This is a genomic window from Herbiconiux sp. 11R-BC (genome assembly GCF_049472555.1).
Taxonomy (GTDB): Bacteria; Actinomycetota; Actinomycetes; order Actinomycetales; family Microbacteriaceae; genus Herbiconiux.
Genome location: NZ_JBCEBO010000008.1, coordinates 1 through 15093, shown reverse-complemented (window position 1 = coordinate 15093; position 15093 = coordinate 1). Strand labels below are relative to the sequence as shown.

Below are 15093 nucleotides of genomic sequence, written 5' to 3'. Positions count from 1 at the left end.
CTGCGTGGATCCGGTCGGAACTCCGTCGTTCTGGGCGCCCGGGCGGGCTCGCTAGGCTGGATGCGCCATGATCCAGACCATCGACCTCCGCGGCCAGTCCCTCTCCCGTTCGCAGCTCGCCTCCGTGGTGCCGCGCGCCGACACCGATGTCTCGGTCGCCGCCGACGCCGCCGCCGCGATCGTGGAGGAGGTGCGCGCTGATGGTCTCGTCGCCCTTCGTGCCCAGGCCGAGCGCTTCGACGGCGTGGTGCCCGAGCACGTGCGGGTGCCCCAGGAGCACATCGACGAGGCCGTCGCCGGTCTCGACCCGACGGTGCGGGCGGCGCTCGTCGAAGCCATCGCGCGGGTGCGCGCGGCGACCGCGGCCCAGATCCCGGATTCACGCAGCACCACGCTCGACGACGGCGCGGTGGTGGAGCAGCGCTGGCACCCCGTGCAGCGTGTCGGCCTCTACGTTCCAGGCGGCAAGGCCGTCTACCCCTCGAGCGTCGTGATGAACGTCGTGCCCGCGCAGCTGGCCGGAGTCGCGTCGATCGCCATCTCCTCGCCGCCGCAGAAGGAGTTCGGCGGCCGCGTGCACCCCACGATCCTCGGTGCTGCGGGCCTGCTCGGCGTCGACGAGGTCTACGCCATCGGCGGCGCCGGGGCCATCGGAGCCCTCGCCCACGGCGTGCCCGAGCTCGAGCTCGAGCCGGTCGAGGTCATCACAGGGCCCGGCAACGTCTTCGTGGCCGCTGCCAAGCGCGTGGTGCGCGGCATCGTCGGGATCGACTCCGAGGCCGGTCCCACCGAGATCCTCGTCATCGCCGACGGCACCGCCGACGCCTCCTTCGTGGCGGCCGACCTGGTGAGCCAGGCCGAGCACGACGAACTGGCCGCCGCGGTGCTCGTCACCGATTCGGCCGCCCTCGCCGACGCCGTGCTTGCCGAGCTCGGGGGAGTGGCTGCAGCCACCAAGCACGCCGAACGGGTCGAGGTCGCGCTCGACGGCCCGCAGTCGGCCATCGTGCTGGTCGACTCGATCGCCGCCGCCGCCGAGTTCAGCAACGCCTACGGCCCCGAGCACCTCGAGATCCAGACGATCGATCCGGATGCGACCCTCGCGTCGATCCACAACGCCGGGGCCATCTTCCTCGGCGGGTACTCGCCCGTGAGCCTCGGCGACTACCTCGCCGGCTCGAACCACGTGCTGCCCACGGGCGGACAGTCGCGCTTCTCCTCGGGCCTCGGTGCCTACACCTTCCTGCGCCCGCAGCAGATCGTGCGCTACGACCGCCCGGCCCTCGAGCGGGTGGCCGAGCGCATCGTGGCCCTCTCCACGGCCGAGAACCTCCCCGCCCACGGCGAGGCGGTCACCGCCCGTTTCACCCACCGCACCACCGCCTGACCCGGCGCGACCCGGCCGCTCGTCGCCGGGTCGCGCCGGACAGCCTCGATCCGGCTCGTCCCGGAGTTCTCACGCGCACCTCGACGAGGGGCCGCGTTTCTCCACAGGCGCACTCGACGACGGCGGGGCGCCCGGGGGAGCCGGTACGCTGGAGGGGCCATGTTCTGCCCATACTGCCGCTACCCCGACTCCCGCGTCGTCGACTCGCGCACCACCGACGACGGTCTCGCCATCCGCCGGCGCCGACAGTGCCCCGACTGCGGCCGGCGCTTCAGCACCACCGAGACCGCGAGCCTCAGCGTCATCAAGCGGTCTGGGGTCGTGGAGCCGTTCAGCCGCGAGAAGATCGTCAGCGGCGTGCGCAAGGCCTGCCAGGGCCGCCCGGTGACCGACAGCGACCTCGCCGTGCTCGCCCAGCGGGTGGAGGAGACCGTGCGCCTCTCCGGCGCGGCGCAGATCGAGGCGAACGACATCGGTCTCGCCATCCTGCAGCCGCTCCGCGAGCTCGACGAGGTGGCCTACCTGCGCTTCGCGAGCGTCTACCAGGGCTTCGACTCGCTCGACGACTTCGAGGCCGCCATCACCCTGCTCCGGGTCGAGCACGAGCAGGCCGCCGCGGGCGGTGCGGATGCCGATGGCGGCGCCGACTCGAAAGCCGGTTCCGCCGGCGGCCGGGCCGAGTAGCGGGATGTACGCGTTCTTCTTCCGGCACGTGCTGTCGCGCATCGATCCGGAGCGCGCCCACCACCTCGCCTTCGACGTCATCCGGGCTCTTCCGCGCCTGCACCTCGACGGTCTCGTGGCCCGGTTCACGCGGAGCCCCGATAATCTCGCGGTCGAGACGCTCGGGCTGCGCTTCCCCACGCCGTTCGGCGTCGCCGCCGGTTTCGACAAAGACGGCCGCGGCATCGTCGGCCTCGGCGCCCTCGGCTTCGGCCACGTCGAGATCGGAACCATCACGGCCCGCGCGCAGCCGGGCAACCCGACCCCGCGGCTGTTCCGGCTCATCCCCGACCGGGCCGTCATCAACCGCATGGGCTTCAACAACGCCGGGGCCGCATCCGCGTCGCTCCGTCTCGCCCAGGTGCGCTCCACGACGCAGGCGCGGCCCATCATCGGTGTGAACATCGGCAAGAGCCGCGTCGTCGACGTCGACGACGCCATCGACGACTACCTGCAGAGCGCTCGCGCCCTCGCCCCGATGGCCGACTACCTCGTGGTCAACGTCAGCTCACCGAACACCCCGGGCCTCCGTGGCCTGCAGGAGCTCGACAAGCTCGCGCCCTTGCTCACCGCGGTCAAGGCCGAGGCCGGCGCGACGCCCCTGCTCGTCAAGATCGCGCCCGACCTCAGCGACGACGAGGTGCTGCGCATCTCCGAGCTCGCGGTCGAGCTGGGTCTGGACGGCATCATCGCCACGAACACCACCATCTCCCGCGAGGGCCTGCGCACCGACCCTGCCGTCGTCGAGGCCGCGGGTGCCGGCGGGCTCTCGGGAGCGCCTCTGGTGGCGCGCTCGCTCGAGGTGCTGAAGCTCATCCGCTCGGCGGTTCCCGCCGAGCTCTGCGTGATCTCGGTCGGCGGCGTCGACACGGCCTACGACGTCGACCAGCGCCTCGCCGCCGGAGCCACCCTGGTGCAGGGCTACACGGCGTTCCTCTACCGCGGCCCGCTCTGGGCGCGGTCGATCAACATCGGTCTGGCGCGACTGCGCAGGACACGCAGCCACACCGAGTAGAAGCTAGCGCGGGTATTCCCCGCGCTTCACCTGCGGCTTCGGCAGGCGGAGGCGGCGGAACTGCAGCGCGCGCATGGTGGCGTACCACCGGGTGCCGCGCTCGACCTTGTCGGCGCCGAACTTCTCGCGCAGCTTCTTCATCAGGCGGAAGCCCATGAACAAGCTGTCGCCCACCACGAGGATGACGAAGGCGTAGAGGCCGAGCATCACGCCGGCCTGGATCTCGGGGGCCGGCACCAGCGTGAGCAGGATCACTACGAACATGATCGGGATCAGGAACTCACCCAGGTTGAACCGGGCGTCGATGAAGTCGCGCACGTACTTGCGCTGCGGCCCGCGATCGCGGATCGGCATGTACTTCTCTTCGCCGTTGGCCATGCCCACGCGCGCCTTGTCGCGCAGCTCCTGCTGCTTGCGGCGTGCATCCTTCGATGCCTCTTTGCGGTCGCCGGGAACGAGCGGGCGCTTGTTCGCGGCCTCGCGCTCCTTGCGCGTCGGGGTCGCGTGCCCCTTGCCGGCCGGCTCCTCGACGGGGAGTTCGATCGGTGCTTCGGGGGTGCTGGATTTTCTGGCCACGGTGTCCTCGCTCGTTACGTCTCTTAAGATTACCTGCATGACAGACAGCGATGCCTCCTCGTTCACCCTGAATCCGGCGCCGGATGCGCGTGAGGCGGCGATCCGCGAGGCCGTCGAGCTCGCGCTGCCGGCGAGCATCGCCGATCTGAGCGCGCTGGTGCGCATCCCCTCGGTCTCCTGGGACGCCTTCGACCCAGCCCGCGTCGCGGAGAGCGCGGATGCGGTGGCCGCGCTCTTCCGCGAGACCGGCGTCTTCGACACGGTGGACATCCGTCGCGCCCCCACCGACTCCGGCGAGCTCGGACAGCCCGCCGTGCTCGCCACCCGTGCGGCGAGGAACGGCCGCCCCACGGTGCTGCTCTACGCGCACCACGACGTGCAGCCGCCCGGAAAGGACGAGGACTGGGATTCGCTGCCGTACGAGCCCACCGTGCGCGGCGACCGGCTCTACGGGCGCGGCGCCGCCGACGACAAGGCCGGCGTGGTCTCGCATCTCGCCGCCGTGCGCGCGCTCCGTGACATCGCCGGTGACGAGCTCGATCTCGGCCTGGTGGTTTTCATCGAGGGGGAGGAGGAGTTCGGCTCCAATTCCTTCGCCGCCTTCCTCGACGAGAACCGCGAGGCTCTCGCCGCCGACGTCATCGTGGTGGCCGACTCCGACAACTGGGACGTCGACACCCCCTCCCTCACCATCAGCCTGCGCGGCAACGTCACCTTCCGGCTCACCGTGTCGACCCTCGCGCACGCCTCGCACTCGGGCATGTTCGGGGGAGCGGTGCCGGATGCGATGCTCGCCACCATCCGCCTCCTCGCCTCCCTGCACGACGAGAACGGCTCGGTGGCGGTCGAGGGTCTCACCACGCGGCCGATCGACACGCCCGAGTACACCGAGCAGGCGCTGCGCGACGAGACCGGCCTGCTCGAGGGCGTGCAGCCCATCGGAACCGGCAGCATCCTGTCGCGGCTGTGGGCCGGACCTGCGATCACGGTCACGGGCATCGACGCGCCCTCGGTGGCGAACGCCTCGAACACGCTCACCCCCTCGGTCGCCGTGCGCGTGAGCACCCGCATCGCTCCGGGGCAGGATGCGGGGGAGGCCTATGACGCGCTCGTCGCGCACATCCGCGCGCACACCCCGTTCGGCGCCCACGTCGAGATCGACGACGTCAACACCGGCAGCCCCTTCCTGGTCGACACCTCGGGCTGGGCGGTGGCTGCGGCCAAGGACGCGATGCGCGACGCCTGGGGCGCCGAGCCGGTGGAGGCGGGCATCGGCGGCTCGATCCCGTTCATCGCCGATCTCGTGCGCGTGTTCCCCGAGGCCCAGATCCTCGTGACCGGCGTCGAAGACCCGCACACCCGGGCGCACAGCCCGAACGAATCGCTGCACCTGGGCGTCTTCAAGCGCGCGATCACCGCCGAAGCCCTCCTTCTTCTGCGCGTGAACGACCGCGACGGGAATTCCTGAGCGGTTCACCCGGTTGCCGGAGTTAGACTTCCGTCATACTTACGAGCTTTCGAGCGAATGGAGTGCACATGAGCGACATCACCCTGGAGAAGACCGCCGAGGTCGAGACCCCGGCTCACAAGGTGGGCATCACCCCGGCCGCGGGTGACAAGGTCCGCAGCCTTCTCGAGCAGGAGGGCCGCGACGACCTGCGCCTGCGCGTCGCCGTGCAGCCCGGCGGCTGCTCCGGCCTGATCTACCAGCTCTACTTCGACGAGCGGATGCTCGACGGCGACGGCGTCGTCGACTTCGACGGCGTCGAGGTCATCGTCGACAAGATGAGCGTGCCCTACCTCGAGGGCGCCACGATCGACTTCGAGGACACCATCCAGAAGCAGGGCTTCACCATCGACAACCCGAACGCGTCCGGCAGCTGCGCCTGCGGAGATTCGTTCCACTGAGAAAATGATCGGTGCAGTCCTTCTGCGCCGGATCTCGGGCCGTTCCTTCGGGAACGGCCCTTTTTCGTGCCTAACACACGTGGCTCCGGTGCGCCTGTGGCATCGTCGGGGAAATCGACCCAGTAGGCTAGGAGAAGGTCAAATACACTGACGGTGTAGCTTCCCGAAAGGTCACTGGTGCGCTCTAACAGACGTCTCCGTTGGGCTGCGATCCCCATCGCGCTCGTCATCTCTGTCGTCCTCGCCGGATGCACGCAGGCTCAGTTGCAGGGCTGGCTCCCGACGGAGCCCGGCACCACGAACAACGTCGACCGCGTGATCGGCCTCTGGGTCACCTCGTGGATCGTGCTCCTGGTCGTCGGCATCATCACCTGGGGTCTCACCATCTGGGCGATCGTGGTCTACCGCCGCCGCAAGGGACAGACCGGTCTTCCGGCTCAGCTGCGCTACAACATGCCGATCGAGATCTTCTACACGATCGTGCCGCTCATCCTGGTGCTCGGCTTCTTCGCCTTCACGGCCCGTGACCAGAGCGCCATCGAGGCCAAGTACGACAACCCCGACCAGGTCATCCAGGTCTTCGGCAAGCAGTGGGCGTGGGACTTCAACTACGTCGACCAGAACGTCTACTCGCCTGGTGTGCAGGCGCAGGCCAACCCCGACGACAGCAACGGCGCTCTCGTCGAGTCGCAGATCCCGACCCTCTACCTGCCCGTGGGCAAGAAGGTCGAGATCCAGCTCGAGTCGCGCGACGTCATCCACTCGTTCTGGGTGATCGACTTCCTCTACAAGAAGGACATGCTGCCCGGCAAGACGAACTACATGTACGTCACCCCCGAGCGCATCGGAACCTACAGCGGCAAGTGCGCCGAGCTCTGCGGCGAGTACCACTCGATGATGCTCTTCAACGTCAAGGTGGTGTCGCAGGCCGACTACGACGCCTACATCCAGACGCTGAAAGACGCCGGCCAGACCGGGCAGCTCGGTCCGGACTACAACCGCAACCAGAACCTCCCGGGCATCGGCACGCCCGCACCGAAAGAGTAGGAACGCGACATGACTGCGACTGTGGCCGTTTCCCCCGCTGCCGGCTCGAGCTTGGCGCCGTCGCCGGCTCCCACCGGCACCCCGAGCAAGAGCGTCGGGCGCAAGGGCAACATCTTCGTCAAGTGGATCACCTCCACCGACCACAAGACCATCGGGTACATGTACCTGATCGCCTCGTTCCTGTTCTTCTGCCTCGGCGGCGTGATGGCGCTCGTCATCCGCGCCCAGCTCTTCGAGCCCGGCCTCGAACTGCTGCAGACGAAAGACCAGTACAACCAGCTCTTCACGATGCACGGCACGATCATGCTGCTGATGTTCGCGACGCCGTTGTTCGCGGGCTTCGCCAACGTCATCATGCCGCTGCAGATCGGTGCTCCGGATGTCGCGTTCCCGCGTCTGAACGCCTTCGCGTTCTGGCTCTTCCTCTTCGGCTCGCTCATCGCGGTCTCCGGCTTCCTCACCCCGCAGGGTGCCGCCTCCTTCGGCTGGTTCGCCTACGCGCCCCTGTCGTCGACGACGTTCACACCCGGTGACGGCGGCAACATGTGGGTGTTCGGCCTGGGGCTCTCGGGCTTCGGCACCATCCTCGGCGCGGTGAACTTCATCACCACCATCATCACGATGCGCGCCCCCGGTATGACGATGTTCCGCATGCCGATCTTCACCTGGAATATCCTGGTCACGTCGATCCTCGTGCTGATGGCGTTCCCGGTTCTCGCCGCGGCCCTCTTCGCGCTGGGTGGCGACCGCGTGTTCGGCATGCACATCTACGACGCGGCCAACGGCGGTGTGCTGCTCTGGCAGCACCTGTTCTGGTTCTTCGGGCATCCGGAGGTCTACATCATCGCGCTGCCGTTCTTCGGCATCGTCTCCGAGGTCTTCCCGGTGTTCAGCCGCAAGCCGATCTTCGGTTACAAGACGCTCATCTACGCGACGATCTCGATCGCCGCTCTGTCGGTCACGGTGTGGGCTCACCACATGTACGTCACCGGTTCGGTGCTGCTGCCGTTCTTCGCCCTGATGACGATGCTCATCGCGGTGCCGACGGGTGTGAAGATCTTCAACTGGATCGGCACGATGTGGCGTGGCTCGGTCACGTTCGAGACACCCATGATCTGGGCCATCGGCTTCTTGATCACCTTCACCTTCGGTGGACTCACCGGCGTCATCCTGGCGTCGCCGCCGCTCGACTTCCACGTCTCCGATACCTACTTCGTGGTGGCGCACTTCCACTACGTGGTGTTCGGAACCGTCGTGTTCGCCATGTTCTCGGGCTTCTACTTCTGGTGGCCGAAGTGGACCGGCAAGATGCTCAACGAGCGGCTCGGACACTGGCACTTCTGGTTGCTGTTCATCGGCTTCCACACGACGTTCCTGATCCAGCACTGGCTGGGTGTGCTCGGTATGCCGCGTCGTTACGCGACCTACCAGCCGGAAGACGGCTTCACCTGGATGAACCAGTTGTCGACGATCGGTGCGTTCATCCTGGCCGCCTCGCTCATCCCGTTCTTCCTCAACGTGTACATCACGGCCCGCAAGGCGCCGAAGGTCACGGTGAATGACCCGTGGGGCTACGGCCGCTCGCTCGAGTGGGCCACCTCGTGCCCGCCGCCGCGCCACAACTTCACGTCGATCCCGCGCATCCGCTCGGAGTCCCCGGCGTTCGACCTCAACCACCCCGAGGCCGGCATCCCCGTCGGCGTCGGTCCGGCGAAGGATGCTCCGGATGCCCCCACGTACGACCTCTCGCAGAGCAAGGTGAAGTAGTCCCATGAGAGCGAATACCAATCTCTTCTGGATCCTGTTCGGCTTCATGCTGCTGGCCGACGCGGTGTACACCGTGTGGTCGCTGATCTACTACGGCTCGGTCGAGTGGGTGGGCACGGTCGCGATCGGCCTGGCCGCCATCCTGTCGGCCTTCTTGGCCTTCTACCTCGGCCGCGTGCACGGCGCCCAGGGCGCGGAGCTCCCCGAAGACCTCCTCGACGCCAACATCGACGACGGCGACCCCGAGGTCGGCTTCTACAGCCCCTGGAGCTGGTGGCCCATCATCCTCGCCGGTGGTGGCGCCCTCCTGATGCTCGGCCTCGCCGTCGGCATCTGGATCTGCTTCATCGCCGCCGCCCTCACCCTCGTCGCCATCGTCGGCTGGACCTACGAGTACTACCGCGGCTACTTCGCCCGCTAGTCCCGCGCCCAGCCCCGCACACAGGCCCCCATCCCTCACGGATGGGGGCCTTTTGCGTATCCCGGATCGGGCCCCACTTCCTTAGCCGGCCCACCGCCGACGTGACTGCACTTCTCACCCGCGCGTCAACGACGGAGTGCGCCGTCCCACAACGCTAACGACGGACTCAGAGCCCGTATTTGGCCACACACTCCGTCGTAGCGTGGCAGGGTGCGCTGCTCGAGGCCGCGCGCCTCGTCGGCAACGGGGTGGCGTACGACCCCTGCCTCAGCAAGATCGGCGACCCCACGGATCCACGACCCCGCGAGGCTGTCTGCAGTCCGCCGTCGGCGAGTGAGGGGAGCGAATACGGCGGCCTCGGTGGCGTAGCTGTTGTCGCCGCTCACGATATTGTGATGAATCGACTCGAGGCTCGTGACATCTGTGAGGGGCCGCTCAAGGGCGCGCGGTGGGAGACGACGAAGGGCCCGGCACACGTGGTGTGTGCCGGGCCCTGAGTGGGGGAGGGGAGGCCGCCTAGTGGTGGCCGCCGCCCTCGATCTCGCCGTGGGCGTCGCCGCGGCCGTGCTCGAGTTCCTTCGAGGTGGCGGGGGCGATGCGGTCTTCGAAGAACCAGCGCGACATGCGAGCACGCAGGCGCGCGGCGCCGGTGATCTTGCCCTGGGCGTTCGGCCGAAGGGTGATCGGTTCGTGAACCTCGTAGTTGACGAGCTTCCAGCGCTCGTACTCATCGACCTGCTCGTGCACCTCGATGTACTCGCCACCGGGGAGTCGCACGATGCGGCCCGACTCGAAGCCGTGCAGCACGATCTCGCGGTCCTTCTTCTGCAGACCGATGCACACGCGCTTCGCGATGAAGTACGCGATGAACGGCCCCAGGATGACCCAGGCCTGGATCGTGTGCGTCACGCTCTCGAGCGACAGCTGGAAGTGCGTCGCGATGATGTCCGAGCTCGCCGCCGCCCAGAGGCCGGCGTAGAAGGTGACGCCGGCGGCGCCGATACCCGTGCGGGTGGGGGCGTTGCGCGGACGGTCGAGGATGTGGTGCTCGCGCTTGTCGCCCGTCACCCAGCCCTCGACGAAGGGATACGACGCCACCAGGCCGAGGAAGATCACCAGCACCAGAACCGGCACGATGATGTTGAACGACCAGGTGTGGTCGAGCCATACGAACTCCCAGCCCGGCGGGATCAGGCGCAGCGCGCCGTCTGCGAAGCCGATGTACCAGTCGGGCTGCGTACCGGCCGACACCGGGGAGGGGTCGTAGGGGCCGTAGTTCCAGATGGGGTTGATCGTGAAGAACGAGGCCATCAGGGCGATGACGCCGAAGACCAGGAAGAAGAATCCACCGGCCTTCGCGGCGTACACCGGCAGCACCGGGTAGCCGATGACGTTCTTCTCGGTGCGGCCGCCACCCGAGAACTGGGTGTGCTTGTGCACCACGACGAACACGAGGTGCAGCGCGATGAACGCCACCACCATCGCCGGCAGCAACAGGATGTGGAGGGTGTACAGACGCCCCACGATCGCCGTGCCCGGGAACTCTCCGCCGAAGAGCAGGAACGAGATCCAGGTTCCGACGAAGGGGAGGCCCTTGATCAGACCGTCGATGATGCGCAGACCGTTACCGGAGAGCAGGTCGTCGGGGAGTGAGTAGCCGGTGAAGCCTTCGCCGAGCGCCAGCACGAAGAGAACGAAGCCGATCACCCAGTTGAGTTCACGCGGCTTGCGGAACGCTCCCGTGAAGAAGATGCGCAGCATGTGCAGGCCGATGGCTGCGATGAACAGCAGCGCCGCCCAGTGGTGGATCTGGCGAACCAGCAGGCCACCGCGCACGTCGAACGAGATGTGCAGCGCGGAGTCCATCGCCGACGACATCTGCATGCCCTTGAGCGGCACGAAGGAGCCGTTGTAGACGACCTCGGCCATCGACGCCTGGAAGAAGAACGTCAGGAACGTGCCCGAGAGGATGATGACGACGAAGCTGTAGAGCGCCACCTCACCGAGCATGAACGACCAGTGGTCGGGGAAGATCTTGCGGCCGAACTCCTTGACGACGCCCGAGATGCTCGTGCGGTCCTCGATGTAGTTCGCCGCCGCGGCGGTGAAGCCGCCCGACTTGCGCGGCGCGGGCGCTTCGGCCCCGGCCGGAGCTTCGGTGCGATGATCGATCGTGCTGGTCATGAACGCTCCCAGAAGCTAGGGCCGACGGGCTCGTGGAAGTCGCTCTGGGCCACGAGGTAGCCCTCGGAGTCGACCTCGATGGGCAGCTGCGGCAGCGGCCGCTTGGCCGGACCGAAGATCACCTGGCACTCGTTCACCACGTCGAAGGTCGACTGGTGGCACGGGCACAGCAGGTGGTGCGTCTGCTGCTCGTAGAGTGCCACCGGGCAGCCGACGTGCGTGCAGATCTTGGAGTACGCGACGATGCCGTCGTACGACCAGCCTTTGCGCTCCGGGCTGATGTTGAGGTCGGCCGGGTTGAGGCGCATGAGCAGCACAGCGGCCTTGGCCTTCTGCTCCAGGCGGTCCTCGAGGTCGTTGAGGCCTTCGGGGATGATGTGGAAGACCGAGCCGATCGTCACATCCGATGCCTTGACCGGGATGCCCGAGGGGTCGAGCGTGAGGCGCGCACCCTTCTTCCAGACGGTGTGGCTGAGCAGCTGTGCCGGGTCTTCGTCTTGCGGCGCGAGACCGCGGAACAGCACGATGCCGGGGAGCGGGAAGGCCACGAGGGCGCCGATCAGGCTGTTCCGGATGAGCGTGCGCCGTCCGAAGCCCGACTCGCGGTCGGCCTCGTCGAAGATCTCGACGGAACGGGCGATCGTCTCCTCGGAGCCGCGAACCGGGTGCCGGAGGTCGATTCCCTCCTTGTCGTGCATGAGGGCCTTGCCCCAGTGCACGGCGCCCAGACCGATGCCGAACAGCGCGAGCGCCACGCCGACACCGATGAACAGGGTGTTGAGTCGCAGAGCCGCCTGGTCGCCGTCTTCGATCGGGAACGCCATGTACGCCGCGACGGCGAAGATGCTGCCCGCGATCGAAAGGTAGAAGAGCGTGTAGACCGATCGCTGCGCCCGCTTCTCGGCCTTCGGGTCGATGTCGGTGACGCGGTGACGGTGGGGCGGTTCGCCCGGGTTCACGACGTCGGACGCAATGACCGCAGTGCCGGTCGATGCGCCTCGACTCGTCTCGACGGCCGACGAATCGGAAGCGGCGGAATCGGTGCCGCTCACCTCGTCATGTGCCATTGTGTTCCCTTTCGAGCTTGCTGGAGTGTGCTGTGATCAACGCGGGTGCGGCTAGTTCGACTTGGCGGTGAGCCAGACCATCAGGCCGATGACCGCGCCGAGACCGAAGATCCAGACGAACAGGCCTTCCGCGACGGGGCCGAGCGAACCGAGTTCGAAGCCACCGGGGGAGGGGTTGTTCTCGAGGAACTTCAGGTACGTGATGATGTCGCGCTTGTCTTCGGGCGTGAGGTTGTTGTCGTTGAAGACCGGCATGTTCTGCGGGCCGGTCAGCATCGCCTCGTAGATGTGCGTGGCCAGCACTCCCGTGAGTTCGGGGGCGAACTTGCCTTCGGTGAGCGCACCGCCTGCGCCTGCCACGTTGTGGCACATCGCGCAGTTGATGCGGAACAGCTGGCCGCCGTTGGTGGCGTCACCGTCGGCCTGCAGGTAGCGCTCGTCGGGGATGGCGGGGCCGGGGGAGATGGAGGCGACGTAGGCCGCGAGGGCTGCGGTCTGCTCATCCGTGAACTGCGTCGGCTTCTGCATGGCCTGCGGGCCCTGCATGGCCATCGGCATGCGGCCGGTGCCCACCTGGAAGTTCACGGCCGCCGCGCCGACGCCGATCAGGCTCGGGCCGTCTTTCGTGCCCTGCATGTCGAGGCCGTGACACGTGGCGCAGTTGGCGGCGAAGAGCTTCTTGCCCTCGTCGATCGTCTGCTGGCTGGAGGCGCTGGTGTCGGCCGAGGCCGTGGTGGTGCTGCTGAAGAGCGCGTACCCGCCACCCGTGACGACCAGGCCGATAGCAATCAGCACGACAGTAGCCAGGGGATGGCGTCTGTTGGCTTTCCTGCTCTTGCGGGCCATTCTCTCTACCTTCTGTTCGGGACTTCGTCGATGGATCGTGTCGGCCGGCTACTTGAGCACGTAGATCACGAGGAACAGGCCGATCCAGACCACGTCGACGAAGTGCCAGTAGTACGAGACGACGATGATGCTCGTCGCCTCCTTGTGACCGAAGTTCTTGACCGCGAACACGCGCCCCAGCATGAGGAGCATGGCGATGAGGCCGCCGGTCACGTGCAGGGCGTGGAAGCCGGTGGTGAGGTAGAAGGCCGAGCCGTAGGCGCTGCCGTCGATCGTGATGCCCTCGGAGACGAGGGTCGCGTACTCGATGACCTGGCCGCAGACGAAGATCGCGCCGAAGGCGTAGGCGAGGAACATCCACTCGGTGATTCCCCACTTGGTGGGGCTCCAGCCCGTACGGCGCGGCTGGCCGCGCTCGGCCGCGAAGACGGCGAACTGGCACCAGAAGGAGGAAATCACCAGGATGATCGTGTTGACTAGCGCGAACGGCACGTTGAGCGTGTTCGCCTGATCCGCCCAAGCAGCCGGGTTGGTGGACCGCAGCGTGAAGTAGATGGCGAAGAGGCCGGCGAAGAACATGACTTCGCTGCCCAGCCACACGATGGTTCCGACAGCGACCGTGTTGGGGCGCTGCACCATCGGGGCACTCTGAGAATGGGTCAATGAGCTGCTCGTCACAGGTCCATTATGTCCGAAATCGGGAAGCCGTTTTGCATTTGGCCGCGGTGGGGCGGGTCCACCGGCGTGTCCCGGCGTCCGGCCGCCCCGTAGGATCGCTGGTATGGCTGACACGTACTCCTGGCCCGTGATGATCGCTCGACTTCTGACGGGATCGGATCTCTCGATCTCCGAGGCGACGTGGTCGATGAACAAGGTCATGGAGGGCGAGGTCACCGAGGCCCAGCTGGCCGGATTCCTCGTGGCTCTCCGGGCCAAAGGCGAGACGGTGGACGAGATCGTCGGCTTCCGGGACGCGATCCTCGACCATGCTCTTCCGCTCGCGGTCGACCCGATGGCCCTCGACATCGTGGGCACCGGCGGCGACTCCTTCGGCACCGTGAACGTGTCGACGATGGCCTCGATCGTCTCCGCGGCATCCGGTGTTCCCGTGGTCAAGCACGGCAACAAGGCGGCGAGCTCGCTCTCCGGGTCCTCGGACGTGCTGCGTGCCCTCGGCATCGATCTCGATCTCGAGCCGGAGCGCGTCGCGGAGGTGCTCACCGAGACGGGGATCACCTTCGCATTCGCCTCGAAGTTCCACCCGGGGTTCAAGAACGCCGGCGCCGTGCGCGCGCAGCTGGGTGTTCCCACGGTCTTCAACTTCCTCGGCCCGCTCTGCAACCCGGCTCGCGCCGAGGCCTCCGCGGTCGGCGTTGCGCACCTCGACCGGGTGCCGCTCATCGTCGGCGTCTTCCAGACCCGAGGAGCGACGGCTCTGGTGTTCCGCGGCGACGACGGGCTCGACGAGCTCACCACCACCGGCCACAGCCACATCTGGGAGGTGTCGCGGGGGTCGGTGAAGGAGCACGACCTGAACCCGCGGGATCTCGGCATCCCGGTCGCGTCGATCGACCAGTTGCGGGGCGGTGACGCCGCTCACAACGCGGACGTCGTGCGTCGCGTTCTCGCCGGTGAGCCCGGCCCCGTGCGCGACATGGTCGTGCTGAACGCCGCCGCCGGCCTCGTCTCCTTCGCCCTGGCAGCAGACCCCGCCGAGGTGGACCGACCGCTGCTGCAGCGCCTCCGCGAGCAGTCCGCGATCGCCGCGGCCGCCATCGACTCCGGCGCGGCCGCCGCGAAACTCGACGCCTGGGTCTCCGCCACCAAGCGGGTCTGAAAGCTGCGGGCCGTACTCACCGACCCAAGGTGGGGGCGAGGCCGCGAAGCGACCTCACCCCCACATGCCGCGCCGCGCCGGGCGGGGACCGGCGCGGCCCGTGGACGCCGCGCGAAGCACGGCGCCCACGGCAGCTAGATGACGTCGTCGTCGACCCAGTCGAAGGTCTTGGTGACGGCTTTCTTCCAGTTGCGGAGCTGGCGTTCGCGTTCTTCGGTGCTCATGTTCGGGGTCCAGCGGGAGTCTTCCTGCCAGTTCGCGCGGAGTTCGTCGAGGTTGGCCCAGAAGCCGACCGCGAGGCCGGCCGCGTAGGCG

The 15093-nt window shown here is 67.6% G+C and carries 14 protein-coding genes and 1 pseudogene; 9 read left to right on the top strand and 6 right to left on the bottom strand.

Translation table 11 applies throughout. The features are described 5' to 3' along the window. The first annotated feature begins 67 nt into the window (after positions 1-67). From hisD to VD659_RS16570, 3 genes are all read left to right on the top strand, one after another. Positions 68-1387 carry a histidinol dehydrogenase gene (gene hisD, locus VD659_RS16580; RefSeq protein WP_423262151.1) on the top strand — a complete coding sequence of 440 codons (1320 nt, stop codon included), beginning with the start codon at positions 68-70 and terminating at the stop codon, positions 1385-1387. Between the two features lie 159 nt (positions 1388-1546). Continuing rightward, the gene (nrdR, locus tag VD659_RS16575) at positions 1547-2071 is read left to right on the top strand and encodes a transcriptional regulator NrdR (RefSeq protein WP_137835516.1); all 525 of its coding nucleotides are present in this window, start codon (positions 1547-1549) and stop codon (positions 2069-2071) included. A 4-nt stretch (positions 2072-2075) separates the two neighbouring features. Then, positions 2076-3125, top strand: a complete 1050-nt coding sequence (locus VD659_RS16570) for a quinone-dependent dihydroorotate dehydrogenase (protein WP_423262150.1) — start codon at positions 2076-2078, stop codon at positions 3123-3125. A gap of 3 nt (positions 3126-3128) precedes the next feature. Here VD659_RS16570 and VD659_RS16565 read toward each other — a convergent pair whose 3' ends face one another. After that, the gene (locus VD659_RS16565; protein WP_423262149.1) at positions 3129-3701 is read right to left on the bottom strand and encodes a DUF3043 domain-containing protein; all 573 of its coding nucleotides are present in this window, start codon (positions 3699-3701) and stop codon (positions 3129-3131) included. A 37-nt stretch (positions 3702-3738) separates the two neighbouring features. Here VD659_RS16565 and VD659_RS16560 point away from each other — a divergent pair, with 37 nt between their 5' ends. From VD659_RS16560 to VD659_RS16540, 5 genes are all read left to right on the top strand, one after another. Next, positions 3739-5169: a dipeptidase gene (locus VD659_RS16560; protein ID WP_423262148.1), complete on the top strand. Its 1431-nt coding sequence runs from the start codon at positions 3739-3741 to the stop codon at positions 5167-5169. Between the two features lie 68 nt (positions 5170-5237). Continuing rightward, positions 5238-5609, top strand: coding sequence for a HesB/IscA family protein (locus VD659_RS16555; protein WP_137835512.1), 372 nt, complete (start codon positions 5238-5240; stop codon positions 5607-5609). 177 nt (positions 5610-5786) lie between these two features. Continuing rightward, positions 5787-6656, top strand: coding sequence for a cytochrome c oxidase subunit II (coxB, locus tag VD659_RS16550; RefSeq protein WP_137835511.1), 870 nt, complete (start codon positions 5787-5789; stop codon positions 6654-6656). 9 nt (positions 6657-6665) lie between these two features. Continuing rightward, positions 6666-8423, top strand: a complete 1758-nt coding sequence (gene ctaD, locus VD659_RS16545; RefSeq protein ID WP_423262147.1) for a cytochrome c oxidase subunit I — start codon at positions 6666-6668, stop codon at positions 8421-8423. A gap of 4 nt (positions 8424-8427) precedes the next feature. Then, on the top strand, positions 8428-8844 hold the full coding sequence (locus tag VD659_RS16540) for a cytochrome c oxidase subunit 4 (RefSeq protein ID WP_423262146.1): 417 nt from the start codon (positions 8428-8430) through the stop codon (positions 8842-8844). Between the two features lie 516 nt (positions 8845-9360). On the opposite strand, the gene VD659_RS16535 is transcribed toward VD659_RS16540, so the two are convergent. From VD659_RS16535 to VD659_RS16520, 4 genes are read right to left on the bottom strand one after another with little or no spacing between them, the layout of a single operon-like run. After that, positions 9361-11028, bottom strand: a complete 1668-nt coding sequence (locus VD659_RS16535) for a cytochrome b (protein ID WP_423262145.1) — start codon at positions 11026-11028, stop codon at positions 9361-9363. Then, a complete protein-coding gene (locus VD659_RS16530) occupies positions 11025-12095 on the bottom strand; it encodes a Rieske 2Fe-2S domain-containing protein (protein ID WP_423262144.1) in 1071 nt (356 codons plus the stop codon). Before VD659_RS16530 ends, VD659_RS16535 begins: the two co-directional genes overlap by 4 nt. Positions 12096-12146: 51 nt before the next feature. Then, the gene (locus VD659_RS16525) at positions 12147-12941 is read right to left on the bottom strand and encodes a c-type cytochrome (protein ID WP_137835507.1); all 795 of its coding nucleotides are present in this window, start codon (positions 12939-12941) and stop codon (positions 12147-12149) included. Between the two features lie 48 nt (positions 12942-12989). Next, positions 12990-13580, bottom strand: coding sequence for a cytochrome c oxidase subunit 3 (locus VD659_RS16520; protein ID WP_423262143.1), 591 nt, complete (start codon positions 13578-13580; stop codon positions 12990-12992). 142 nt (positions 13581-13722) lie between these two features. Between VD659_RS16520 and trpD the strand changes: the two genes are divergently transcribed. Next, positions 13723-14778 (top strand): anthranilate phosphoribosyltransferase, encoded by a 1056-nt coding sequence (trpD, locus tag VD659_RS16515; protein ID WP_423262142.1) that lies wholly within the window; start codon positions 13723-13725, stop codon positions 14776-14778. 134 nt (positions 14779-14912) lie between these two features. Here trpD and VD659_RS16510 read toward each other — a convergent pair. Beyond that, positions 14913-15093: pseudogene (locus VD659_RS16510) on the bottom strand (glycerol kinase); the annotation flags it as partial.

Coding starts and splice junctions, on each gene's coding strand:
- hisD (WP_423262151.1), top strand. CDS start 68: ATGATCCAGACCATCGACCTCCGCGGCCAGTCCCTCTCCCGTTCGCAG.
- nrdR (WP_137835516.1), top strand. CDS start 1,547: ATGTTCTGCCCATACTGCCGCTACCCCGACTCCCGCGTCGTCGACTCG.
- VD659_RS16570 (WP_423262150.1), top strand. CDS start 2,076: ATGTACGCGTTCTTCTTCCGGCACGTGCTGTCGCGCATCGATCCGGAG.
- VD659_RS16560 (WP_423262148.1), top strand. CDS start 3,739: ATGACAGACAGCGATGCCTCCTCGTTCACCCTGAATCCGGCGCCGGAT.
- VD659_RS16555 (WP_137835512.1), top strand. CDS start 5,238: ATGAGCGACATCACCCTGGAGAAGACCGCCGAGGTCGAGACCCCGGCT.
- ctaD (WP_423262147.1), top strand. CDS start 6,666: ATGACTGCGACTGTGGCCGTTTCCCCCGCTGCCGGCTCGAGCTTGGCG.
- VD659_RS16540 (WP_423262146.1), top strand. CDS start 8,428: ATGAGAGCGAATACCAATCTCTTCTGGATCCTGTTCGGCTTCATGCTG.
- VD659_RS16535 (WP_423262145.1), bottom strand. CDS start 11,028: ATGACCAGCACGATCGATCATCGCACCGAAGCTCCGGCCGGGGCCGAA.
- VD659_RS16530 (WP_423262144.1), bottom strand. CDS start 12,095: ATGGCACATGACGAGGTGAGCGGCACCGATTCCGCCGCTTCCGATTCG.
- VD659_RS16525 (WP_137835507.1), bottom strand. CDS start 12,941: ATGGCCCGCAAGAGCAGGAAAGCCAACAGACGCCATCCCCTGGCTACT.
- VD659_RS16520 (WP_423262143.1), bottom strand. CDS start 13,580: ATGGTGCAGCGCCCCAACACGGTCGCTGTCGGAACCATCGTGTGGCTG.
- trpD (WP_423262142.1), top strand. CDS start 13,723: ATGGCTGACACGTACTCCTGGCCCGTGATGATCGCTCGACTTCTGACG.